We start from the raw sequence: 23,626 nt of genomic DNA, 5'->3' as shown, positions 1-23,626 counted from the left end.
CGAAGAGGTAGCGAAAAAAAAGGTGGAAGGTACCAATGGCACCTATCCACAGTTTTAGTTCATTTGTGTTAAAAGCTGCTGGATTGTCTTGTTCAAGTCATTAACTGCAACTTCCATAGACTCACCTGTATCTCTTCGCTTTACTTCGACTATCTCTTCACTAGCTTTCTTACCTACAATCACTCTGACCGGAAGTCCGATGAGGTCCGCATCTTTAAACTTAACGCCCGCACGCTCTTTACGATCATCGTAAAGAACATCATAGCGCTCATTACGTAATGTATCATATAGGCGATCAGATAAAGCTGTCTGCTCATCATCTTTCACGTTAATCGTAATCAAATGAACATCGAACGGAGTCACAGCTAGTGGCCATCTAAGTCCATTGTCATCTGCATTTTGCTCAGCTATAGCTGCGAGCGTTCTTGAGACCCCGATGCCGTAACAGCCCATGATCATCGGTTTCGCTTTTCCACCCTCATCAAGGTAAGACGCGCCCATTGTTTCACTATATTTTGTACCAAGTTTAAATACCTGTCCAATTTCAATGCCTTCTGCAAATACAATCGTACCGTTCCCATCAGGAGATGGATCTCCTTCTTGAATAAAGCGAAGGTCTTCATAACGTTCGATGTTAAGGTCACGATCCGGATTCACATTTTGATAAGCATGCTTACCTGTTAAAGAACCATTTACAATCGAACTAACAGCATGATCGGCCATAATCTTTCCACCAAATGTTTTCACATCTACTTCTTCGTTTATGACTTCCACCAAATCAGTGCCAAAAAGGTTTTTCACCTTGATGTCATTTAATTCATGATCGCCTCTTACTAAGACAAGAATGGTTTCCTCTTGTACTTTAAGTAGCGTTGCATGAATTTGGCGATCTGCTGAAGCCTCACCTTTTCCTTCAGTTAAAGGAGCTTCTGCCTCATCTGGTTTCTGATAAGTAACGTGGACCTCTGCCATCTCAATATTAGCAGCATAATCCGAAGAGTCGCTGTATGCAATCGTATCTTCTCCAACGCTAGAAAGTGCCATAAATTCTTCTGTATCTTTTCCGCCCATTGCTCCAGAATCAGCCACAACTGGACGGAAGTTTAAACCAAGTGTTGTGAAGATACGGCTATACGCGCTATGCATCGTCTGATAGGCGTCATCAAGCTGCTCATCAGAAGAATGGAAAGAGTAAGCATCTTTCATAATAAATTCTCTGCCACGCAGCAAGCCAAAGCGAGGACGACGCTCATCGCGATATTTTGTTTGAATTTGATATAACGTAACAGGCAACTGCTTGTACGATTTTAGCTCATCTCGAACAAGACTCGTAATTAATTCTTCATGCGTAGCCCCAAGTGCGAAAGGTCGTCCGTGACGATCTTTTAATCGCATTAACTCAGGTCCATAAACATCCCAACGACCTGTTTCCTGCCACAATTCAGCTGGCTGTATCGCTGGCATTAAGAGCTCCTGTGCCCCAACTCCATCGAGCTCTTTCCGGATTACTTCTTCGATTTTCATTAATACTTTTTTGCCTAATGGAAGGTATGAATAAATACCTGACGCATTTTGACGCATAAAACCCGCTCGGACAAGGAGCTGATGACTTTTAATTTCTGCATCAGCTGGATTGTCACGAAGGGTTGGATTAAAGTATTTTGATTGTTTCATCTCCTGCACCTCATTTCATTCTTAAAACGGGTCCTGTCGCTCTTATAAGAAGAAGCGCTGGATATCATTCCATGTTACAACTAACATCAGCAACATGAGGAACGAAAAGCCAATAAAGTGAACAAGGCTTTCCTTTTGGGGATCGATTGGTTTTCCTCGTAATGCTTCAACACCAATAAAGAGAAGTCTTCCTCCATCAAGTGCTGGAAGCGGCAATAAATTAAAGATCCCTAGATTAATGCTCAAGAACCCAGCCCATCTCATCAGGACATAAAGGCCGCCTGAAGCTGCTTCTTCCGTATAACTATAAATACCTACTGGTCCAGAGAATGCATCGATCGACAGTTGGCCTGTAACAAGTTGCCCAAGCCCTACAAAGATCGCTTTTCCAAATTCATAGGTTGAAGTAAAGCCAAATACAATGGAATCCAAGAAATTCACCTGATATTCAGGTGCAACACCAATTCGACCAACCGATTGGTTTTCTGAAAGTTCCTGTTTTTCAGGAGTAATCGATAGGGAAACATTCTCTCCTTCACGATCCACATTAAAGCCAAGTTGGTTGTTGGCATTTTCCTGAATAATCGAGGTCATTTGATTCCATCCCGTTATTTCTGTTCCATTGATTTCAGTAATCACGTCACCGTTCATCATACCTGCTTGTTCAGCAGGACTTCCATCGACAACTTCTTTCACTTGATTCGTTGGTGTTCCCTGTAATAAACCGAGTGCAATAAAAATCACGATTGCTAACAAGAAATTCATTACCGGCCCAGCAAAAATAGCCAGGAAACGATCCCAAAGGGATTTTGATCCGAATTGACGATCGTATGGCGCAATTTGAAATTCTGAACCGTCCATCACATAATGGGACGTCTCATCAATTGGATAGACAACGGCGGGTTCATCTTCACCTTCGTAGCCTTTAATAAAAAGGCCACGCTCTAGATCAGCTTCTTCCACCGTTACTTCTTTTAAATTAGGATAAGCTGACTTTTGGTTAATCACAATCTTTGACACTTTGTTTTGATCATTGAAAAGAAGACCAACACGCTGACCTGGTTTTAACTCAATCATTTCAGGATCTTCTCCGGCCATTCGGACAAATCCACCAAGAGGTAGGAGCCTGATTGTGTAAACCGTCTCCCCTTTTTTAAATGTGAAGATTTTCGGTCCGAAGCCTATTGCGAATTCTCGACACAAGATTCCCGCACGCTTTGCGAGAAGCAAGTGACCCAATTCATGGAAAAAAACGAGTGCTCCGAATATGATAATGATCGAAATCACAGTGTTCATATCCACTTACCACCTTTATTTAATTAATGACTGAACTCGTAATCTTGTTTCAGAATCAACTTCAAGTATTTCTTCAAGCGACGCATTTTGAATAACCTCATGTTTCTCCATCGCTTTTTCTACGAGCTCTTCGATCGTTAAGAAATCGATTTTACCCTCAAGAAATGCGGCAACGGCCGTTTCATTTGCTGCATTTAATACGGCTGGAAGTGAACCACCAGCACGGCCAGCCTCATAAGCTAGCTTTAATGCACGGAAGCGGTTGTAATCCACTTGTTCAAAATGTAGTTGACCAACTTCCCATAAGTTTAACCGTTTTGCATTTCTGATTTCAAGTCGATCAGGATAGCTAAGTGCATATTGAATTGGAATTCGCATATCCGGAGTACCTAGATGCGCCATGACGCTTCCGTCTATGTACTCTACCATTGAGTGAATGATACTTTCTTTATGAAGCACGACATCTATTTGATCATAGGGCGTTCCAAATAACCAATGGGCTTCAATCACTTCTAGTCCTTTGTTCATCATCGTTGCTGAATCGATCGTAATTTTAGCTCCCATCGACCAATTTGGGTGATTTAGGGCATCGTGAACGCTAACTCCAGTGAGCTCTTCTCGTTTCTTATCTCGGAAACTACCTCCTGAAGCCGTTAAAATAAGCCGTTCCATTTGCTCCTGCTTTTCACCATTCAAACACTGAAACAGTGCTGAATGTTCACTATCTACTGGCAAAAGGGCAGACCCATGTTTTTTTGCAGCTTCTGTTACTAAATGGCCTGCTGTAACGAGCGTTTCTTTATTCGCAATTGCAATTGTCTTTCCTTGTTCAATCGCTGATAAGGTTGGAGAAAGGCCGATACTTCCAAGAATTGCGTTAACGAGAACGGTTGATTCATGATGGCAAGCAACTTCTAAAAGCCCTTCATCTCCATAAACAATTTTCGTTTTCCTTGAAATCATTCTTCTTAGTGAATCAGCATCTTCTTTCTTTTGGACAGACAACAACTTTGGCTTAAACTCTTCCGCTATTTCGACCGCTTTTTCAACATTTTTCCCAACGGAAAATGCGACAAGGGAAAACATATCAGGATGCATTCTTATGATATCGAGAGTCTGAACACCGATCGAGCCAGATGCTCCAAGTAAACTAATTTTCTTCAAAAAATTCGTTCCTCCAATCCACTCTGTTTCGACTATACCAGGTTAAGTAAATGCAGAAGGGGGAGAACGAATATAAGACTATCAAATCGATCAAGTATCCCTCCGTGCCCTGGTAAGATACTGCCGGAATCTTTCACTCCATAATGACGCTTAAACGCAGATTCAACAAGATCACCAATCTGTCCAAAAACAGACGTTAACACCGATACGATTAGAACAACAACCATGGAATCATATACCGGATAAATCAGTTGAAAAACAATTCCTACGATTAAGGCCATCACAACGCCTCCAACTGCACCTTCAACGGTTTTGTTTGGAGATATATGTGGCCAAAGTTTTTTCTTACCGAGTGATCGTCCCACAAAATAGGCTCCAGAATCAGATGCCCATATGAGAAAAATAATAAAGAACAAATGAATCATGCCGTCTAAATTACTTTCACCAAGATAACGAGTTGCTGTGAAGTAATAAAAACCTAAACCAACATAGAGCGACGCCATCATAATAAAAGAACTTTCATCAAAACTATACTTATTTTTCGTCAGAACCGTCATTGCAAGTAAAATGAGCAGTCCGAAAAACAAGAGATCAATTTTGGTAAAAACAGATGATGTTAGTGAAGCAATCCAGTCATCAGGCATGACAAGAATCCACGTTCCGACGATAGCAAGTAAGCCAGGAAGTGAAACCAATGTGATTTTCTTCATCAGTAACAATTCAACCATTCCAATTGTGGCAACTAACGCCATCAAAAGAATGAACGGCCAGTCTCCAATTACAATCATTCCTAACAAGAGGGCGCCAAAAATCACACCCGTTATAACTCGTTGTTTCATTACATTAATGTCCTCCTACACTTACACCCCGCCGTAACGTCTACCTCTTCGCTGATATTCCTGTACGGCTTCAACAAAATGGTGCTCTGTAAAATCAGGCCATAGAACTTCTGTAAACCATAGTTCTGTGTAAGCCAGCTGCCAGAGCATAAAGTTACTTAAGCGTATTTCTCCGCTTGTCCGTATAAGTAAATCCGGATCCGGATATTGACTACTGAGTAAATAGGAAGAAATTCTCTCTTCCGTAATCTCTTCTTCTGTCAGTATCCCCTTTTTCACATCACTTAATAACCGCTGCATGGCCATCTTCATTTCATGACGGCTGCCATAGTTTAGTGCGAAATTAAGAATAAGTCCGGTGTTATCTTTCGTTTCTTCTACTGCCTTGCTAATGGCTTTGAACGTATGGGGGGGCAGCTGCTCTCGTTCTCCCATTATTCGTACTTGAACATTCTGCTCAATCAACTCTGGCAGGTGGCTAAGTAGAAATTGTTCTGGGAGCTTCATCAAAAAGTCTACTTCCTCTTTCGGTCGTTTCCAATTTTCAGTTGAAAACGCATAGAGTGTTAAATAATGAACGCCTAGATCATTTGCCTTTCGAACAATCTTCTTCACTACCTTCACACCTTCACGGTGGCCAGCCACACGTGGGAGACCTCGCTTCTTGGCCCAGCGTCCATTGCCATCCATAATGATCGCAATATGTCCTGGGATATTAGCAGATGTGTTAATTTCTAATTGTTCCTCATCTTCATTCTTCCTCATCCAGTTCGAGAACTTCCCAAGCATTGCAAATCCTCCATTGTGTCACTTACTTAACAAAAAAACCCCCTGTGGGAAAAGAGGGTCCTTTTATTATCTTATTTTACATGTTATTGAATTAGACTGCCATGATTTCTTTTTCTTTATCTGCAGCAATGCTGTCAGCTTCAGCTACGTACTTGTCAGTAAGCTTCTGCACATCATCGTTTCCGCGGCGAAGTTCATCTTCTGTAATGTCGCCATCTTTTTCTTGTTTCTTTAACTCATCATTTGCATCGCGGCGAATGTTACGGATTACAACTTTGCCTTCTTCAGCATATTTCTTAACGAGTTTAACAAGATCTTTACGACGCTCTTCCGTAAGAGCTGGGATTGTAAGACGAATGACATTTCCATCATTAGAAGGAGTTAGGCCAAGGTCAGATTTAAGAATGGCTTTTTCAATATCGCCAATCGCAGTTTTATCGTAAGGCTGGATCAATAGCATACGCGCTTCTGGAACTGAAACACCAGCAAGTTGGTTAACAGGTGTTGGAGCACCATAGTAATCTACTTGAACTTTATCAAGTAGAGAAGCATTTGCTCTTCCTGCTCGCAGTGTCGCTAGCTCACGCTTTAAGCTTGAAATTCCATTTTGCATACGTTCTTCAGCGTTTTTCAAGATTTCTTTCGTCATCTTAATTTCTCCCCTTTACTACTGTTCCAATTTCTTCGCCACAAATGGCGCGCTTAATATTGCCTTCTTCCATGATCGAGAAGACAACAAGTGGAATATCGTTGTCCATACAAAGTGAAGAAGCTGTGGAGTCCATTACAGCTAAACCTTCCTTGAGTACATCAAGGTAAGAAAGAGTGTCATACTTCTTCGCAGTTGCGTCAACTGTCGGATCGGCTGTATAAACGCCGTCTACGTTGTTTTTCGCCATCAAAATAACATCTGCTTCAATTTCGGCCGCACGCAATGCTGCCGTTGTATCTGTCGAGAAGTATGGGTTACCAGTACCTGCTGCAAAAATGACAACGCGTTTTTTTTCAAGGTGACGAATGGCTTTACGACGGATGTACGGTTCAGCTACCTGTCTCATTTCGATCGAAGTTTGAACACGCGTTTCAACTCCAATGCTCTCTAGGCTATCCTGCATGGCAAGTGAATTCATTACAGTAGCAAGCATCCCCATATAATCAGCAGTCGTACGATCCATTCCCATTTCACTGCCTACTTTTCCACGCCAGATGTTTCCACCGCCGACAACAACAGCAACTTCTACACCCATTTCATGAATTTCCTTCACCTGTGATGCGATAGACTGAACGATTGAAGGTGATATTCCCTGACCTTCTCCACCGGACAATGCTTCTCCGCTTAATTTTAACACAACGCGTTCATACTTGGCTCCGCTCATTTTAACCCTCCAGCATGTTTATCAGTATTTGTTCTTGAAAAATAGGGAACACAGCGTGTTCCCTATCATTGTTTTACTTCTTCACTTGAGACATAACTTCTTCAGCGAAGTTATCTTCACGTTTCTCCATGCCTTCGCCAACTTCGTAGCGGATAAAGCCTTTTACAGTAGCGCCTTTAGATTCAACGTACTTTCCTACTTTTTGATCAGTGTCTTTAACAAACGGCTGATCAACTAGAGAAATTTCTTCGAAGAATTTGTTGATACGGCCTTCTACCATTTTCTCAACAATTTTCTCAGGCTTACCTTCGTTAAGAGCCTGTTGTTTAAGAACTTCGCGCTCACGCTCAACTTCTTCAGTTGGAACAGCATCGCGCGATACGAAACGAGGGTTAACTGCCGCTGTGTGCATTGCTACATCTTTCGCTACTTCTTCATCGGTTGTACCTTCAAGAAGAGTTAGAACACCAATGCGTCCACCCATGTGAAGGTAAGCGCCAAATGCATCTGCATCAGTTTTCTCAACGATTTGGAAGCGACGAAGAGAAATTTTCTCTCCAATTTTTGCGATTTTATCATTCAAATATTCAGTCACTGTTTGTCCGTTTTCCATTTTGCTTTCAAGAGCTGCATCTACAGACTCAGGATTTGCTTTAAGTAGGTGTTGAGAGATTTCGTTGATTAAAGAAGTAAAGCTCTCGTTCTTAGCAACGAAGTCAGTTTCAGAGTTAATTTCAGCGATTACTGCTTTGTTTCCTTCAACAGCGATCGTTGCAAGACCTTCTGCTGCTACGCGGTCAGCTTTTTTCGCTGCTTTCGAGATACCTTTCTCACGAAGCCAGTCAATTGCCTTGTCCATGTCACCATCGTTTTCAGTTAGTGCTTTTTTGCAATCCATCATTCCTGCGCCTGTTTGTGCACGCAATTCTTTTACCATTTGAGCTGTTACTGCCATTAGTAATTCCTCCTTGAATTATGATATGTAATCATACCCTTTTGGGTTAAAAAAAGGTGATAAAGGGGTTTGAGTTCCCCTTTATCACCCCTTTGTGTTCTTATACAGATGTTTCTTCAGTTTCTACCGCTTCAACTTCTGCTTCTTCTTCTACTTTGCTAACTTCGATAATAGCGTCAGCCATTTTAGCAGTAAGAAGTTTCACAGCGCGGATTGCATCGTCGTTACCAGGGATAATATAGTCGATCTCATCTGGATCACAGTTTGTATCCACGATCGCAACGATAGGGATATTAAGCTTACGAGCCTCAGCAATAGCGATACGCTCTTTACGAGGGTCGATTACAAACATTGCGTCTGGAACGCCGTTCATATCTTTAATACCACCAAGGAATCTTTCAAGGCGATCCATTTCTTTTTTAAGAAGCATAACTTCTTTCTTAGGTAGTACTTCGAATGTACCGTCTTCTTGCATCTTTTCAAGGCTCTTCAGGCGGTTAATACGCTTTTGAATAGTTTCAAAGTTCGTAAGCGTTCCACCTAACCAGCGTTGGTTGATGTAGTATTGACCAGCACGGATCGCTTCATCCTTAACGGAATCTTGCGCTTGCTTTTTAGTACCGACGAAAAGAACTTTACCACCGTCCTGAGCAATGTCACGAACGAAGTTATAAGCTTCTTCGACTTTCTTCACTGTTTTTTGAAGATCGATAATGTAGATACCGTTTCTTTCAGTGAAGATATAAGGTTTCATTTTCGGGTTCCAACGACGAGTCTGATGACCGAAGTGTACCCCAGCTTCAAGAAGCTGTTTCATAGAGATTACTGCCATGATTGTGTTCCTCCTAATGGTTTTTTTATCCTCCGCTTGCATCTATTTCGGAAAAAACTGCGTCTGCAGCACCACTTTCCAAATCAACAAGCGTGTGTGATTAACACCGTTGATTAATATATCATATCATGTGACAAGTCGCAAGTTTAAATCTTAAATTCCATGAATACCTATACTACCTTACTCTCATAACCCATATAAAAGTTTAGCATTTCAATGCACCACGCACAAAAAATGCCGAAAATACTAATAAAAACGCTCCGAGAGTCCCGGAGCGTTTGCTCAATTATTGCGTCTTCAGTTTTGATAGTTCTACAAGAAACTTATCGTTAAGAACTTTAATATAAGTTCCTTTCATTCCTAGAGAACGAGACTCAATAACACCAGCACTCTCAAGCTTACGAAGAGCGTTTACGATGACAGAACGTGTAATCCCTACGCGGTCAGCGATTTTACTTGCAACAAGAAGTCCTTCATTTCCTTCAAGTTCTTCGAAAATATGCTCAATTGCTTCAAGTTCACTATAGGAAAGAGAAGAAATCGCCATTTGAACGACTGCTTTGTTTCTTGCTTCTTCTTCAATTTCTTCTGCTTTCTCATGAAGAATCTCCATTCCTACTACGGTTGCACCGTACTCAGCTAACAAAAGATCATCATCTGAGAATGAATCGCTTAGACGAGAAAGAATAAGCGTACCTAGACGGCTTCCACCACCAACGATTGGTACAATCGTTGTTAGACCTTTTTCGAAAAGATCACGATTCTCTACAGGGAAAGCTGTGTATTCGCTTGTAATGTCAAGATTCGAAGACGTTTCACCAATGTTAAAGAGATTTTGCGTATATTGTTCTGGAAACTGACGCTCTGAGAACATATTCTTCATACGTTCGTTCTCAATTTCTTGATTAATCGCGATGCCAAGTAACTTACCTCTGCGGCTTACAACATATACGTTTGCCATAATAGCGTCACGTAGCGTTTCTGCCATATCGGTGAAGTTAACCGGCCCCTCTGACTTTTGTAGCATACCATTAATTTTTCTTGTTTTTTCAAGTAAATTCATTGTTTTGTCCTCCTGTATGTATTATAGGATGTATTGGCTGAGGTCACGGTTCTTCGCAATAGAAGCTAACTTTTCCTCAACATACTCTGGTGTGATTGTAATGCTGTCTAGATTAATGTCTGGCGCTTCAAATGAAAGATCTTCAAGAAGCTTTTCTAAAATTGTATGAAGTCTTCGCGCACCAATATTATCCGTGTCCTGGTTCACTTCTGTAGCAATTGTAGCAATTTTAAGAATAGCATCGTCAGAAAATTCAACTTTAATACCTTCAGTTTCTAATAAAGCTGTATATTGCTTCACAAGCGCATTATCAGGCTCTGTCAAAATCCGCTTAAAGTCGTCTACTGTTAAACTAGATAACTCTACGCGAATTGGGAAACGGCCCTGCAGCTCAGGGATTAGATCAGATGGTTTTGACATATGGAAAGCTCCTGCAGCCATAAATAAAATGTGATCTGTTTTAACAGGTCCATATTTTGTTGTTACTGTTGAGCCTTCTACAATCGGTAAGATGTCTCTTTGAACGCCTTCTCTTGAAACATCGGCTGATTGCTGGCTTTTCCCAGCTACCTTATCAATTTCATCAATGAAGATGATACCCGATTGTTCTGTCTTTGAAACAGCATCTTGCGCAACTTCGTCCATATCTACGAGTTTTGCTGCTTCGTCCTGTGTTAAAACTTTTCTTGCTTCTGACACAGGCAGCTTACGCTTTTTCTTCTTTTTGGGCATAATGTTGCCGAGCATATCCTGCATGTTCATACCCATTTGTTCCATACCAGCGCCCTGGAACATATCCATCATGGAGTTGTTTTGCTCTTCAACTTCCACTGTAATCATGCGATCTTCCAGTTCACCAAGTGCGAGCTGCTGAGCCATTTGCTTCCGCCTTGATGCAATGGACTGATCTTCACTTGTGGACTGGTTCCCTGTTTCCTCTTGTCCTTGATTACCAAATAACATTTCAAGCGGATTTTTGTATTGGGTTTGCTTTTTACTAGAAGGTACAAGCAATTCCACAATTCGTTTGTTCGCATTTTCTTCCGCCTTGCCCTTCACCTGTTCCATGCGATCTTCTTTGACAAGCCTGATTGATGTTTCCACGAGATCACGAACCATTGATTCCACATCTCGACCAACATAACCTACTTCAGTAAATTTCGTTGCTTCAACTTTAATGAATGGCGCATTGACAAGGCGAGCAAGTCGACGTGCTATCTCAGTCTTACCTACGCCTGTAGGTCCAATCATTAAGATGTTTTTTGGATTCACTTCATCCTTCAGTTTGTCGCTCAACTGGCTACGGCGGTATCGATTTCTTAATGCCACTGCGACAGCCTTCTTCGCGTCATTCTGACCAACAATATACTGATCAAGCTTTTCAACAATTTGTCTCGGTGTTAATGGATTAGACATACGATCTCCTCCAAAGATACATTTTATATACTAAATGGTTTCTACGATAATTTGATCATTCGTGTACACGCATATTTCAGATGCAATTTCCATAGATGCTCGCGCAATTTCTTCAGCGGTTTTGTTATCACTATAACGCTTAAGTGCTCTGCCTGCTGAAAGAGCGTAGTTTGAACCTGAACCAATTGAAAGAATGCCATCATCAGGTTCAATCACTTCACCAGTACCTGAGATTAGCAATAGTTCATCTTTGTTCATTACAATTAGCATCGCTTCAAGCTTCCTTAACACGCGATCGCTGCGCCACTCTTTCGCAAGTTCCACAGCGGCACGCTGAAGGTTGCCACCAAATTCCTCAAGCTTGCTCTCAAATTTCTCAAAAAGAGTAAACGCATCAGCAACGGATCCTGCAAATCCCGCAACTACTTTTCCATGAAAAAGCCTTCTTACTTTCTTAGCTGTATGCTTCATGACCACAGCATTTCCGAATGTAACCTGACCGTCACCAGCCATTGCACACTCACCATTATGCTGAACGGCAAATATCGTTGTAGAATGAAAGTCTCCCATAAGTTCCTCCTCCCGAGCACTTAGGCTCTTGGGTGATGGTTCATGTATATATTTCGCAATCGATCTCCCGTCACGTGGGTATAGATCTGAGTAGATGATAAATCAGAATGCCCTAATAGCTCCTGCACAGAACGTAAGTCTGCCCCTTCATTCAGCAAATGGGTTGCGAATGTGTGTCTCATCACATGCGGGCTTATATGTACATGCAAAGAAGCATCTTTTACAATCTTATCTAAAATTGTCCGAACACCTCTTGCCGTCACACGACTACCTCTAAAATTTAGGAACAGGGCTTTTGTCGGCTCTTTCCCTGACGATAGCAACTGTTCTCGTCCATCGTGAATATACTCTTTCATTGCATCTATAGCGAAACTCCCTATTGGTACATACCTTTCCTTACGTCCTTTACCAAGTACAAAAATCGTCCCTATCGCAAAATCAATATCTTCTAAATTAAGCCCAACACACTCACTCACTCGTATGCCACACCCGTATAGTACTTCGAGCAGCGCTCTGTCGCGTTGACCGAGCGGCTTGGTGACATCTGGCGTGTCAAACAGCACGTTAAGTTCTTTTTCGTACAAAAATTGCGGCAGACGTTTTTCTTGTTTTGGCAGGGAACTCATTGTAAAGGGATTAATCTCTACAATGTTCTCACGTAAAAGGAATCGATATAAGCTTCGTAACGTTGAAATTTTTCTTGCTGCTGTTTTTCTTGCGTAACCTCGCTCATGAAGCTCAGTTAAATAAATTCTGACATCTGCATAAGAAACAGCAGCAAAGACATCGATAGTCTGCTGCTTCATAAAAGACCGGAAATGTTCAATATCCTGTAAGTAACCTGAGATCGTATGTGGTGAACAATTCTTTTCAATCTGGAGATACTCAGAAAATGATTGAATATGAGCTTGTTGATTGTCATTCATCGTCATCACCTCAAAAGGCTTCTAAATCGTAACACAATTTAGAAGCCTTAGCAATAGAAATTTACAATCTTTTTACAAAATTCTGAATTGTTTCTAAGGCTCGATTCGCGATCGTTTCGTTGCGTTCTTTTTTGCTTTTGATCCGCGTTTCAAGTGGTGGAAACAAACCAAAGTTAGCGTTCATCGGTTGGAAATTATCTGGATTCGCTGTCGTAATATAATTCGCTAAACTACCAAGTGCTGTTTCTTCAGGGAATACTACTGGCTCTTCATCATTCATGAGCCGAGCAGCATTAAACCCAGCAATTAAGCCTGATGCCGCCGATTCAACATAGCCTTCAACACCCGTCATTTGACCAGCGAAAAAGAGATTCTCACGTTCTTTATACTGATAGGTTGGTTTTAATAGATTAGGCGAGTTAATGAACGTATTTCGGTGCATCACGCCATATCGAACAATATCAGCATTCTCAAGACCCGGAATTAAGCGAATCACTTCTTTTTGCGGTCCCCATTTAAGGTGCGTCTGGAATCCAACGATGTTGTAAAGGGTACCCGATGCATTATCCTGTCTCAGCTGCACGACAGCATAAGGGCGCTTTCCTGTACGAGGATCTTCTAATCCAACAGGCTTAAGAGGACCAAACGTCATCGTTTTTTGTCCACGTTGGGCCATGACTTCAATCGGCATACAGCCCTCAAAGAAAATTTCCTTCTCAAATTCTTTTAGCGGGACCGTTTCAGCGGATATAAGCGCTTCGTAGAACGTGTTAAACTCTTCTTCCGTCATTGGACAGTTTAAGTACGCTGCTTCTCCCTTATCGTAACGGGACTTCTTGTACACTTTTTCCATATCGATGCTTTCTGTTTCAATGATGGGAGCAGCAGCATCATAAAAGTATAAATACTCTTCACCACTTAGCTCCTTCAATTGATCAGATAGATCTTTCGATGTAAGAGGACCTGTTGCAATAATAGTTGGTCCATCAGGGATTTTTGTGCACTCTTCTGAAAAAACCGTTACGTTAGGATGGTTTTTAACATTCTCCGTTACTTTAGCGGCGAATTCATGGCGATCGACTGCAAGTGCACCACCCGCAGGGACCGCACATTCATCAGCCGAGTTAATAATAACAGAGTCCATCTTTCGCATTTCTTCTTTTAACACTCCAACTGCGTTTGTTAACGTATTCGCTCTTAGCGAATTACTGCACACTAGCTCCGCAAATTTATCAGTATGGTGAGCAGGCGTTTGCTTCTTTGGACGCATCTCATAAAGATGAACATCCACTCCTCGCTTTGCAAGCTGCCACGCGGCTTCACTGCCAGCAAGACCGGCGCCAATCACCGTCACATGTTTACTCATTGCTAAAACCCCTTACTAATTTTCTTCTTCAACGAAATCACAGTTCACACACTTAATTTCTTTCTTTTTCTTCGTTTTCTTCTCAACAAGTAAGTCACCGCATTTAGGACATGGACGTTTGATCGGTTTATCCCACGATAGGAAATCACATTCAGGGAAACGATCACAACCATAGAAAAGGCGATTTTTCTTACTTTTACGTTCAACGACATTACCTTCTTTACACTTCGGACAAGTAACGCCAACTTCTTTTAGAATCGGTTTTGTATTGCGACAATCAGGAAAGTTTGAGCAAGCCATGAACTTTCCATAACGTCCCATCTTAATCACCATTGGAGAACCACACTTCTCACAATCTTCTCCAGCAGGTTCGTCTTTAATTTCGACTTCCTTCATTTCTTCCTCAGCTACCTTCAGGCGCTGTTCGAAGTTTTGATAAAATTCGTTGATGACAGAAATCCATTCTGCCTCGCCATCCTCGATTTTGTCAAGATCATTTTCTAATCCAGCCGTAAATTCAATGTTGATAATATCCTGGAAGAACTCCAGAATCAGCTCTAACACTATTTCGCCAAGTTCAGTTGGAACAAATTTCTTATCTTCTAACGCCACGTATCCTCTACGCTGAATCGTATCGAGCGTTGGTGCATAAGTAGATGGTCTTCCTATACCGAGTTCCTCCATTGTTTTAACAAGGCGAGCTTCCGAATACCTCGGCGGTGGCTGTGTGAAGTGCTGTGTCGGATCAATTTCTGAAGTGGATACGTTCATTCCTTCTTCAAGATCAGGAAGCATTTTATCTTCTTCCTTTTTATTGTCGTCGTTTCCTTCAACATACACCTTCATAAACCCTTTAAATTTCACTTTAGAACCAGTCGCACGGAAAATCGTTCCGTTGTTTTCTAAGTCAACGCTCATCGTATCCATGATAGCCGGTGCCATCTGGCTCGCTACAAAACGCTCCCAGATAAGCTTGTATAAACGAAGCTGATCTCGCTTTAAGTAAGCCTTCATTTCAGATGGATCGCGCATAACCGATGTTGGGCGAACCGCTTCGTGAGCATCTTGTGATTTCCCTGACTGTTTCTTAGCAGGCTTTTTAGCTGATAAGTATGTGTCGCCATATTTACCTTGAATGTACTCTTTCGCTTCATCCTTCGCCGTTTCAGAAATACGTGTTGAGTCAGTTCGCATGTACGTAATTAAACCAACCGTTCCCTGCTTTCCGATTGCGATCCCCTCATAAAGTTGCTGAGCGAGCATCATCGTTTTCTTCGCGCGGAAATTAAGTTTTCTCGCCGCTTCCTGCTGAAGAGAAGATGTCGTAAACGGTAGGGCCGGGTTTCGTTTGCGTTCTTTCTTTTGAACTGACTGGATATTAAACTGATCGCCTTCAATGCGTTTTAGAACATTGTCGACATCATCACGTGATTGCAGATCCGTTTTCTTTCCATCTACTCCGTAGAATCCGGCCTCGAATTGTTCCCCATCTTTTTCAAACGACGCTTTAATTTTCCAATACTCTTCTGCTTCAAAATTTTGAATTTCTTTTTCTCTTTCAATGATCAGGCGAACTGCAACGGATTGAACTCGTCCAGCACTTAAACCTTTTTTTACTTTTTTCCATAATAATGGACTAATGTTATACCCAACTAAACGGTCTAAGACACGTCTTGCTTGCTGAGCATCGACAAGATCCATGTTAATCGGTCTCGGTTGCTTGAACGCATCCTTAACCGCATCTTTTGTAATTTCATTAAAGACAACCCTGCACTCTGTTTGCTCATCGATTTTTAAACTGTGAGCAAGATGCCATGCAATCGCTTCCCCTTCGCGATCGGGGTCAGCTGCGAGATAGACTTTCTTCGCTTTTTTTGCTGCATCTTTAATTTCTTTTAAGACAGGGCCTTTCCCGCGTATTGTTATATATTTAGGAGCATAGTTGTTTTCCACATCAACGCCCATCTGACTTCTAGGAAGGTCAATGACGTGACCTAATGAGGCCTTCACCTGATATTTCTTTCCTAAATATTTTTCAATTGTTTTTGCTTTAGCGGGAGATTCAACAATTACTAGATAATCTGCCACAATACGTTTCCTCCCCCCATTGAGGTAAATTTTAAAATCTTCCTTATTATTCAATAGTCAAAACTTGTTTGTCAAATAGTGCTAGTATTCTTTTCATGAAAATTCGGTAGTTCATTGAGGATATCATTCGCTTCTAAAACAAGTTTAGCGCCTTGCTGAATGAGGCGATTTGTCCCTTCAGCAGACGGATCTGTTATTTTTCCAGGTAAGCAAAATACTTCGCGTCCCTGTTCCATTGCCTGGTCAGCTGTAATGAGCGAACCACTGCGTTTTTGCGCTTCAACGATAAAGGTTCCAGCGGATAATCCACTAATAATGCGATTACGTTCCGGAAAATGATGTTTTTCAGGTCGACAATTGGGTGGATATTCCGATATAAGGAGACCTTCCCTCGCAACGGAAGAAGCTAGCAGCTGGTTTTCTTTCGGATAAATCCATTTAAATCCACCACCAAGTACAGCGATCGTCCCTGCACCATGATCGAGAGCAAGCTGATGAGCAAGTGTATCAATACCGAGGGCTAGCCCACTAACAATCGTCCATCCACTCGATACGATCGGTGTTAAGATAAGGTTCATCATTTCACGTGCATCTAGTGAATGCTTTCGTGAGCCAACTACGCTCAACAAGCGACGTTCATTTAGAAGCGTGGTATTCCCAATGCAATAAATCACCCACGGTGCATCATAAATATGCGTAAGTTGTTCAGGGTATGCCTTATCAAATCTTGTTATTACACGAATTTCGCCTGCTTTAAAATGAGCCAATCTCCATGGTTTAGTAAAATGAAGATCTTCATATAAATATCCGGCTTGTTCGTTTGATAAACCAAATTGCCTTAACTGAGTAGCAGACATATCATATATGCTTTGAAGCGTTGGGTCAAATATGAGAAAGGATTGCATCAGTTTCCAGGTACACCCCTGGCACTGATGCAACTGAATTAACCGGCTTCTAAATGTTCTCAATCACGGTTCTCTCCTATCAAGAATAATATTTATCGCATGCCCGCTATGTATAAGAGAAATAGCTCCCAAAACGGGAGCTATTTTGATTAAGCCTTATGTGTTGTGCACTTCTCTAGTAAGCCCTTATCTTCTAAAACAGAAATCAGTGTTTCACCCATTACTGCAGGCGTTGGAGCGACTTTAATTCCACAAGACTCCATTGTTTTGATCTTTTCATCAGCCGTACCTTTACCACCAGAAATAATCGCACCAGCATGGCCCATACGTTTTCCTGGAGGTGCTGTTTGACCTCCGATAAAGCCAACTACAGGTTTTGTCATGTTCGCTTTTACCCATTCAGCCGCTTCTTCTTCAGCTGTACCGCCGATTTCACCGATCATGATCACCGCATACGTATCGTCATCTTCGTTAAAAGCTTTCAAGACATCGATAAAGTTCGTGCCATTCACCGGGTCACCGCCAATACCAACGGCTGTTGATTGACCAATACCTGATTCTGAAAGTTGATGAACCGCTTCATACGTTAACGTACCAGAACGAGAAACAACGCCTACGTGACCTTTTTTGTGAATATACCCAGGCATAATTCCGATCTTACATTCTTCAGGAGTGATCACACCTGGACAGTTCGGTCCAACGAGACGTGTTTTCTTTCCTTCCATATAACGCTTTACTTTCACCATATCGATAACTGGAATTCCTTCCGTAATACAAATCGCAAGGTCCATTTCAGCGTCTACAGCTTCCATAATGGCATCGGCTGCAAAAGCAGGCGGAACATAAATGACAGAAGCATTAGCGCCTGTTTTTTGAACGGCTTGTTCCACGGTATCAAATACAGGAACGCCTTCCACTTCAGTACCGCCTTTACCAGGCGTTACGCCACCTACAATTTTCGTACCATACTCAAGCATTTGTTGTGTATGAAATAAACCAACAGATCCCGTAATCCCTTGAACGATGACTTTTGTATCTTGATTAATGTATACGCTCATTCCTAGTCCCGCCTTTCTACTTCACTAATGAAACGATTTTTTCCGCGCCGTCAGCCATAGACTCAGCAGCGGTAATATTTAATCCTGAATCTTTCAGGATTTGCTTTCCAAGATCAACATTTGTTCCTTCAAGACGTACAACAAGCGGAATTTCAAGACCTACTTGTTTCGTAGCTTCCACAACACCTTCAGCGATTACATCACACTTCATGATCCCGCCGAAAATGTTAACGTAGATGCCTTTAACGTTTTTGTCAGAAAGAATAATTTTAAAAGCTTCTGTTACCTTCTCAGCCGTTGCGCCGCCCCCAACGTCAAGGAAGTTAGCGGGGTCGCCGCCGTAATGCTTGATAATATCCATCGTTGCCATCGCAAGACCTGCACCGTTAACCATACAGCCGATATTGCCATCAAGAGCGATGTAGCTTAACTCATATTTTGATGCTTCGATTTCTTTTGTATCTTCTTCGTCAAGATCACGAAGTTCAAGAATATCTTTATGGCGATAAAGTGCGTTTGGATCAAAGTTTAGTTTTGCATCAAGCGCCATTACATTGCCATCACCCGTTGTCACAAGTGGGTTGATTTCAGCAATAGAAGCATCTTTTTCAACAAAAACTTTATACAATCCAAGCATGAACTTTACAGCTTTGTTAATTTGTTCTTTTGGAATATTAATATTAAATGCTAGTCTTCTAGCCTGATAACCTTGAAGACCAACGGCAGGATCAATCACTTCTTTGAAGATCTTCTCGGGGCTATGTTCAGCCACTTCTTCAATTTCAGTTCCACCTTCTTCGGATGCCATCATAACAACGCGTGATGTCACACGATCAAGCACAAGGCCAACGTAGTATTCTTGTTTAATATCGCAACCTTCTTCGATAAGTAAGCGCTTTACTTCTTTGCCTTCTGGTCCTGTTTGATGAGTAACAAGTGTTTTTCCGAGGATCTCCTCAGCATATGTACGAACTTCCTCAAGGTTCTTAGCGATTTTAACTCCGCCAGCTTTCCCTCGACCACCTGCATGGATTTGTGCTTTTACAACATAAACACTACTGTCTAATTGTTTTGCAACGTCCACAGCTTCTTTTGCGGAGTATGCGACTTGTCCATTAGGGACGGATACCCCGTAGCTTCTTAGGACTTCTTTTCCTTGATATTCATGGATATTCATTCTCTCATCCTCCTATCCTAGTCAATCAAATCTTTGACGACGTTTTCATTGTATAGAAAATTCACACCGATTGTCTACCCTTTTGCATAAAGTCTCTTTTCTTTCTTGCAAAAATTGTTCCAATTCATCGTCTGAAAACGAATCATTCCGCTTATCTCACACTTGTTCTGCGAAAATGAGTGCCACGTGGTAAATTTATAATAAACTAAATAAAATCAAAAAAAGAAGAGGGGTCACCTCCCCTCTTCTTGCTCATTTCTTCCCGCTTTCTTAGGCGAGCTTTCTTGCTCCCTCTTCTTATGGTCCGTAATCGTTAATTCTCTTGCTGCTGCTGGGGTATAGACACCAAACTCTTCTCCTGCTTCTTCATAAAAAGATTCATTCTTTTCTTGAGGTCCTGGATCTTTCACAAATAATGGCTCCTTCACATTAGAATAAGTATAGTATCAACCTTTTCTACCTATTCATACGCTTAAACGATCTCTTACAGGCGCAAATGATTTTCGGTGCACTTCTGTAATACCAAATTCATCAAGGGCAGAAAGATGCTCCTTAGTTCCATAACCTACATGTCGTTCAAATCCATACTCTGGATAGGTTTCTGCTAATTTCACCATCATGCGATCACGGGTTACTTTGGCAATGATGGATGCGGCTGCAATACTAACACTTCTGGCGTCCCCTTTGATAAGAGACTCTTGATCGATCTGAACCGGAATGTGCATGGCATCTACAAGTAAGAAATCAGCTTGTACACGTAATCCCTCAACAGCTTGTTGCATCGCTTTTTTTGTTGCTTGATAAATATTTAATTCATCAATTTCAGCTGCACTAACGACGCCAACTCCGATAGCGACGGCATCCATATGTATTTGATCAAAAAGGTCATTTAATTTCGCATGCGACAGTTTCTTTGAATCTTGAAGGCCAAGAATCGGCACTTCAGGATCTAATATGACTGCTGAAGCAACGACAGGGCCTGCTAGAGGGCCTCTTCCTACTTCATCGACACCCGCTATCGCGAGACGCCCATTTCCTCTGTAGTGAGCTTCTAGGACGCTCATTTCTTCATGCATCTTAAGAATCTTCATTTTTTCTTGTTCTTTCTTTCCTTCCCTAGCAAGTAAGCGCACAACCCCTTTTCGTTCATCGTGCTTCCATTGGTCCCAATCTTCGTTCGTATATTGTCCTTCCTTCAACATTTGATCGATTTCTTTAATCGACTTTACTTGATCGCTCATATGATCCCCTCTTTCTTAATGTTCACTTAAAAAAAGGTAAGGCTCATGGCCTTACCTTTCTGGCGTTTCTAACGATACGTCACCCAATTTACCACTTCGTAGCTCTCGAAGAACGGTTTCAGCTGTTTTATCATAATCAATCCAGCCACCACTCATTAAAAATCCACGTTTTTTTCCGATTTCATCAAACAACTCCACAACATCTTCCGGGATGTGATCAAGATGATACCGGTCCATTAGTCTATCGGGATAATGTTCGCTCATAAACTTGAGCACAAATACCGAAATATCTTGAAAATCAAGAATCTCATCTTTAATTGCTCCCGTTGCTGCAAGCTTATATCCGGTAATTTGATCTTCAAATTTAGGCCAGAGAATTCCCGGCGTATCAAGAAGGTCCATCTCATCTCCAACTTTGATCCACTGTTGCTTCTTTGTAATACCAGGGCGATCACCAGTTTTAGCAATCTTCTTCCCTGCCAAACGGTTAATTAACGTCGATTTTCCGACGTTTGGAATTCCTAAAATTAAAGCACGCACAGCGCGGGGCTTCATGCCTTTTTCAATCATGCGATCAATTTTATCACTCATCAGCTCTCTCGCAGCAGCAGGAATGCTTTTCACACCTTTACCTGTTTGTGAATCAATCGCTAATGCTTTATGACCCTGCGACTGAAAATAATGCTTCCACTCGGCTGTTTTCTGATTATCCGCCATATCTGCTTTATTGAGCAAAATAAGTCTTGGTTTTGACGAAACAATTTCATCAATCATCGGATTTCTTGAAGCAAGTGGGATTCGTGCATCCACTAGTTCAATTACAACATCAATCATTTTTAGCTTTTCGGTAATCTCCCGTCGTGCTTTTGCCATATGTCCGGGAAACCATTGAATCGTCATGCAATCTCCACCTATTCTTAAATCATGCGGGAATACACCCCACACTATTCCATTACTTGTATATCATTTAAAGGCCAAAAAATAACGTTCGCTTCTCCTATTACTTTCTCTACAGGAACGAAGCCAATGGATCGACTATCTTTACTATGCTGCCGATTGTCACCCATGACAAACAAATGCCCTTCTGGAACGGTTGCTTCACCAGTTACTCCGGTTAGATCAAAATCATAGGTAAGGTTACCTTCTAATAAATCTTCCTTATATGATTCTAGATAAGGTTCTTTCATTGCTTTACCATTTACGTATAGCATATCACCTTTGTACTCCACCTTATCTCCAGGAAGACCAATCACTCGCTTAATATAATCTTTGCCTTCAGGGGCCTCAAATACAATAATATCGAAACGTTCAGCATCACCAATATTATAACTGATCTTATTCACGATCATCCGATCACGGTCTTGAAGCGTCGGCATCATGCTTTCTCCATCAACTACAATAGGAGCAAAAATAAAATAGCGAACCGCTCCTGCTAGAATAAAAGCAATAATGAGCGCACGTATCCACTCCCAGGAATCTTTTTTCTCTGCTGATCTGGTGCTATTCATGCTTGTTCCTCCTAATGAAAGGCTCTTTTTTTACCTATTTCTTTCCCCTTATGCCTTTCCTACAAACCTTCGTAATTCGCTTTATTTTATCACAGAATGACGTTTATTTCATATGGCGATTTTTTTCAATAGAAAAAAGGAGCCTGGCAATGCAAGCTCCTTCTCCGTGTCTTACTTTATCGAATTTCTTTAATACGAGCGGCTTTACCACGAAGTGCACGCAAGTAGTATAGCTTAGCACGGCGAACTTTACCGCGACGAGCAACTTCAAGCTTAGCAACTTTCGGTGAATGTACTGGGAATGTACGCTCAACACCTACTCCGTAAGAAATCTTACGAACTGTAAATGTTTCGCTGATTCCGCCACCACGTCGTTTAATCACAACACCTTCGAATAACTGAATACGCTCACGAGTGCCTTCGACAACTTTAACGTGAACTTTCACAGTATCTCCTGGTCGGAAATTAGGAAGATCCGACTTAAGTTGGTCTTTTGTGATATCCTGGATTAACTTGTGCATCAAGTAACCCTCCTTCCACACAGATGCTCATATAAATCATCTTACATTACAGCGGAACATCGTAATACGTGACTAATGCCACAACTGTTATCATAGCATAGCACTTTTTAGATTACAAGAATGAATTCATTTTTTTTCTCTCTTTATTTCACTTAATAACTTCTGCTCTTCTTTTGTTAAGTCTTTCTCGTTTAATAGATCTGACCTTCTATTTAAAGTGCGTCGTAACGACTCTTTGAGACGCCATTTTCGTATCGCCTCATGATTACCAGACATAAGCACATCAGGCACACCCATCCCTTTGTATTCGGCAGGACGAGTATAATGAGGATGTTCAAGTAATCCACTGCTAAAGGAATCCATTGGAGCTGACGTATCATTCCCTAAAACACCAGGGAGGAGTCTCGTTACACTATCAATAACAACCATGCTACCGAGTTCGCCACCAGTTAATACAAAATCTCCAATCGAGATCTCATCCGTAACAAGATTTTCTCGAATTCGCTCATCGTATCCTTCATAATGACCGCATATAAAAATGAGATGCTCTTCTTTCGCTAATTCTTCTGCCTTCTTCTGTGTAAACCTCTCTCCTTGAGGACACATAAGGATCACGCGCGGGCGCTTCTTTCCTTCAGAAAGATCATTGACAGCATCAAAAACCGGCTGAGGGGTTAATACCATTCCAGCGCCACCACCATATGGGTAATCATCCACGCTTTTGTGTTTGTTCAAACTGTAATCTCTGAAATTGGTTACATTGTAAGAGACGGCTCCATTATCCTGAGCGCGTTTCAAGATCGAATGATTAAACACACCTGTAAACATTTCTGGAAACAGAGAAAGCACATCAATTTTCATG

24 protein-coding genes are annotated in these 23,626 nt (G+C 41.6%); all 24 read right to left on the bottom strand.

Annotation, left to right across the window (positions count from 1 at the left end; all coding sequences use genetic code 11):
* Positions 1-54 precede the first annotated feature (54 nt).
* Positions 55-1,674, bottom strand: a complete 1,620-nt coding sequence (locus PQ578_RS13755) for a proline--tRNA ligase (protein ID WP_273834846.1) — start codon at positions 1,672-1,674, stop codon at positions 55-57.
* Positions 1,675-1,716: 42 nt separating this feature from the next.
* Positions 1,717-2,970, bottom strand: a complete 1,254-nt coding sequence (gene rseP / locus PQ578_RS13750; protein ID WP_160919310.1) for an RIP metalloprotease RseP — start codon at positions 2,968-2,970, stop codon at positions 1,717-1,719.
* A 15-nt stretch (positions 2,971-2,985) separates the two neighbouring features.
* Positions 2,986-4,134 (bottom strand): 1-deoxy-D-xylulose-5-phosphate reductoisomerase, encoded by a 1,149-nt coding sequence (gene dxr / locus PQ578_RS13745; RefSeq protein WP_273834845.1) that lies wholly within the window; start codon positions 4,132-4,134, stop codon positions 2,986-2,988.
* 32 nt (positions 4,135-4,166) lie between these two features.
* The gene (locus PQ578_RS13740; protein WP_160919308.1) at positions 4,167-4,973 is read right to left on the bottom strand and encodes a phosphatidate cytidylyltransferase; all 807 of its coding nucleotides are present in this window, start codon (positions 4,971-4,973) and stop codon (positions 4,167-4,169) included.
* Between the two features lie 21 nt (positions 4,974-4,994).
* Positions 4,995-5,762, bottom strand: a complete 768-nt coding sequence (uppS, locus tag PQ578_RS13735; RefSeq protein WP_098443379.1) for an undecaprenyl pyrophosphate synthase — start codon at positions 5,760-5,762, stop codon at positions 4,995-4,997.
* Between the two features lie 91 nt (positions 5,763-5,853).
* Positions 5,854-6,411, bottom strand: coding sequence for a ribosome recycling factor (frr, locus tag PQ578_RS13730; RefSeq protein ID WP_224600123.1), 558 nt, complete (start codon positions 6,409-6,411; stop codon positions 5,854-5,856).
* A 1-nt stretch (position 6,412) separates the two neighbouring features.
* A complete protein-coding gene (gene pyrH / locus PQ578_RS13725; protein ID WP_098443377.1) occupies positions 6,413-7,138 on the bottom strand; it encodes a UMP kinase in 726 nt (241 codons plus the stop codon).
* Positions 7,139-7,211: 73 nt separating this feature from the next.
* Complete coding sequence (tsf, locus tag PQ578_RS13720; RefSeq protein ID WP_273834843.1) at positions 7,212-8,093, bottom strand: translation elongation factor Ts; 882 nt, start codon at positions 8,091-8,093, stop codon at positions 7,212-7,214.
* Between the two features lie 100 nt (positions 8,094-8,193).
* Positions 8,194-8,925 carry a 30S ribosomal protein S2 gene (gene rpsB / locus PQ578_RS13715; RefSeq protein ID WP_224879778.1) on the bottom strand — a complete coding sequence of 244 codons (732 nt, stop codon included), beginning with the start codon at positions 8,923-8,925 and terminating at the stop codon, positions 8,194-8,196.
* Positions 8,926-9,211: 286 nt separating this feature from the next.
* Complete coding sequence (gene codY / locus PQ578_RS13710; RefSeq protein ID WP_273834841.1) at positions 9,212-9,988, bottom strand: GTP-sensing pleiotropic transcriptional regulator CodY; 777 nt, start codon at positions 9,986-9,988, stop codon at positions 9,212-9,214.
* Between the two features lie 21 nt (positions 9,989-10,009).
* A complete protein-coding gene (gene hslU, locus PQ578_RS13705) occupies positions 10,010-11,404 on the bottom strand; it encodes an ATP-dependent protease ATPase subunit HslU (protein WP_273834840.1) in 1,395 nt (464 codons plus the stop codon).
* A gap of 30 nt (positions 11,405-11,434) precedes the next feature.
* Entirely contained in the window at positions 11,435-11,974 is a 540-nt protein-coding gene (hslV, locus tag PQ578_RS13700) for an ATP-dependent protease subunit HslV (RefSeq protein WP_098443372.1), read from the bottom strand.
* Positions 11,975-11,994: 20 nt separating this feature from the next.
* Positions 11,995-12,900, bottom strand: coding sequence for a tyrosine recombinase XerC (xerC, locus tag PQ578_RS13695; RefSeq protein WP_273834839.1), 906 nt, complete (start codon positions 12,898-12,900; stop codon positions 11,995-11,997).
* A 61-nt stretch (positions 12,901-12,961) separates the two neighbouring features.
* On the bottom strand, positions 12,962-14,266 hold the full coding sequence (gene trmFO / locus PQ578_RS13690; RefSeq protein WP_273834838.1) for an FADH(2)-oxidizing methylenetetrahydrofolate--tRNA-(uracil(54)-C(5))-methyltransferase TrmFO: 1,305 nt from the start codon (positions 14,264-14,266) through the stop codon (positions 12,962-12,964).
* Between the two features lie 15 nt (positions 14,267-14,281).
* Positions 14,282-16,354 (bottom strand): type I DNA topoisomerase, encoded by a 2,073-nt coding sequence (gene topA / locus PQ578_RS13685; protein WP_273834836.1) that lies wholly within the window; start codon positions 16,352-16,354, stop codon positions 14,282-14,284.
* Between the two features lie 71 nt (positions 16,355-16,425).
* Positions 16,426-17,322, bottom strand: a complete 897-nt coding sequence (gene dprA, locus PQ578_RS13680) for a DNA-processing protein DprA (RefSeq protein WP_273834834.1) — start codon at positions 17,320-17,322, stop codon at positions 16,426-16,428.
* An 86-nt stretch (positions 17,323-17,408) separates the two neighbouring features.
* Positions 17,409-18,317 (bottom strand): succinate--CoA ligase subunit alpha, encoded by a 909-nt coding sequence (gene sucD / locus PQ578_RS13675; protein WP_098443367.1) that lies wholly within the window; start codon positions 18,315-18,317, stop codon positions 17,409-17,411.
* Positions 18,318-18,333: 16 nt separating this feature from the next.
* Positions 18,334-19,494 (bottom strand): ADP-forming succinate--CoA ligase subunit beta, encoded by a 1,161-nt coding sequence (gene sucC / locus PQ578_RS13670; protein WP_098443366.1) that lies wholly within the window; start codon positions 19,492-19,494, stop codon positions 18,334-18,336.
* A 233-nt stretch (positions 19,495-19,727) separates the two neighbouring features.
* Positions 19,728-19,904 carry a hypothetical protein gene (locus PQ578_RS13665; protein ID WP_159782356.1) on the bottom strand — a complete coding sequence of 59 codons (177 nt, stop codon included), beginning with the start codon at positions 19,902-19,904 and terminating at the stop codon, positions 19,728-19,730.
* A gap of 54 nt (positions 19,905-19,958) precedes the next feature.
* On the bottom strand, positions 19,959-20,735 hold the full coding sequence (rnhB, locus tag PQ578_RS13660; RefSeq protein ID WP_273834833.1) for a ribonuclease HII: 777 nt from the start codon (positions 20,733-20,735) through the stop codon (positions 19,959-19,961).
* A gap of 51 nt (positions 20,736-20,786) precedes the next feature.
* The gene (gene ylqF, locus PQ578_RS13655) at positions 20,787-21,635 is read right to left on the bottom strand and encodes a ribosome biogenesis GTPase YlqF (RefSeq protein ID WP_098443364.1); all 849 of its coding nucleotides are present in this window, start codon (positions 21,633-21,635) and stop codon (positions 20,787-20,789) included.
* A 44-nt stretch (positions 21,636-21,679) separates the two neighbouring features.
* Positions 21,680-22,243 (bottom strand): signal peptidase I, encoded by a 564-nt coding sequence (gene lepB / locus PQ578_RS13650; RefSeq protein ID WP_098443363.1) that lies wholly within the window; start codon positions 22,241-22,243, stop codon positions 21,680-21,682.
* Positions 22,244-22,419: 176 nt separating this feature from the next.
* Positions 22,420-22,764 carry a 50S ribosomal protein L19 gene (gene rplS / locus PQ578_RS13645; protein WP_098443362.1) on the bottom strand — a complete coding sequence of 115 codons (345 nt, stop codon included), beginning with the start codon at positions 22,762-22,764 and terminating at the stop codon, positions 22,420-22,422.
* A 126-nt stretch (positions 22,765-22,890) separates the two neighbouring features.
* Positions 22,891-23,625, bottom strand: a complete 735-nt coding sequence (gene trmD, locus PQ578_RS13640; RefSeq protein ID WP_273834979.1) for a tRNA (guanosine(37)-N1)-methyltransferase TrmD — start codon at positions 23,623-23,625, stop codon at positions 22,891-22,893.
* Position 23,626 lies beyond the last annotated feature (1 nt).

It is taken from the genome of Guptibacillus sedimenti, from assembly GCF_028610665.1.
GTDB lineage: Bacteria > Bacillota > Bacilli > Bacillales > Guptibacillaceae > Guptibacillus > Guptibacillus sedimenti.
The sequence above is the reverse complement of the archived record's forward strand: the minus strand, read 5'-3'. Positions and strand labels throughout refer to the sequence as shown.

Excerpts from the sequence above, each read along its gene's own strand:
- PQ578_RS13755 (WP_273834846.1), bottom strand. The coding sequence starts at position 1,674 with ATGAAACAATCAAAATACTTTAATCCAACCCTTCGTGACAATCCAGCT.
- rseP (WP_160919310.1), bottom strand. The coding sequence starts at position 2,970 with ATGAACACTGTGATTTCGATCATTATCATATTCGGAGCACTCGTTTTT.
- PQ578_RS13740 (WP_160919308.1), bottom strand. The coding sequence starts at position 4,973 with ATGAAACAACGAGTTATAACGGGTGTGATTTTTGGCGCCCTCTTGTTA.
- uppS (WP_098443379.1), bottom strand. The coding sequence starts at position 5,762 with ATGCTTGGGAAGTTCTCGAACTGGATGAGGAAGAATGAAGATGAGGAA.
- frr (WP_224600123.1), bottom strand. The coding sequence starts at position 6,411 with ATGACGAAAGAAATCTTGAAAAACGCTGAAGAACGTATGCAAAATGGA.
- pyrH (WP_098443377.1), bottom strand. The coding sequence starts at position 7,138 with ATGAGCGGAGCCAAGTATGAACGCGTTGTGTTAAAATTAAGCGGAGAA.
- tsf (WP_273834843.1), bottom strand. The coding sequence starts at position 8,093 with ATGGCAGTAACAGCTCAAATGGTAAAAGAATTGCGTGCACAAACAGGC.
- rpsB (WP_224879778.1), bottom strand. The coding sequence starts at position 8,925 with ATGGCAGTAATCTCTATGAAACAGCTTCTTGAAGCTGGGGTACACTTC.
- codY (WP_273834841.1), bottom strand. The coding sequence starts at position 9,988 with ATGAATTTACTTGAAAAAACAAGAAAAATTAATGGTATGCTACAAAAG.
- hslU (WP_273834840.1), bottom strand. The coding sequence starts at position 11,404 with ATGTCTAATCCATTAACACCGAGACAAATTGTTGAAAAGCTTGATCAG.
- hslV (WP_098443372.1), bottom strand. The coding sequence starts at position 11,974 with ATGGGAGACTTTCATTCTACAACGATATTTGCCGTTCAGCATAATGGT.
- xerC (WP_273834839.1), bottom strand. The coding sequence starts at position 12,900 with ATGAATGACAATCAACAAGCTCATATTCAATCATTTTCTGAGTATCTC.
- trmFO (WP_273834838.1), bottom strand. The coding sequence starts at position 14,266 with ATGAGTAAACATGTGACGGTGATTGGCGCCGGTCTTGCTGGCAGTGAA.
- sucD (WP_098443367.1), bottom strand. The coding sequence starts at position 18,317 with ATGAGCGTATACATTAATCAAGATACAAAAGTCATCGTTCAAGGGATT.
- sucC (WP_098443366.1), bottom strand. The coding sequence starts at position 19,494 with ATGAATATCCATGAATATCAAGGAAAAGAAGTCCTAAGAAGCTACGGG.
- rnhB (WP_273834833.1), bottom strand. The coding sequence starts at position 20,735 with ATGAGCGATCAAGTAAAGTCGATTAAAGAAATCGATCAAATGTTGAAG.
- ylqF (WP_098443364.1), bottom strand. The coding sequence starts at position 21,635 with ATGACGATTCAATGGTTTCCCGGACATATGGCAAAAGCACGACGGGAG.
- lepB (WP_098443363.1), bottom strand. The coding sequence starts at position 22,243 with ATGAATAGCACCAGATCAGCAGAGAAAAAAGATTCCTGGGAGTGGATA.
- rplS (WP_098443362.1), bottom strand. The coding sequence starts at position 22,764 with ATGCACAAGTTAATCCAGGATATCACAAAAGACCAACTTAAGTCGGAT.
- trmD (WP_273834979.1), bottom strand. The coding sequence starts at position 23,625 with ATGAAAATTGATGTGCTTTCTCTGTTTCCAGAAATGTTTACAGGTGTG.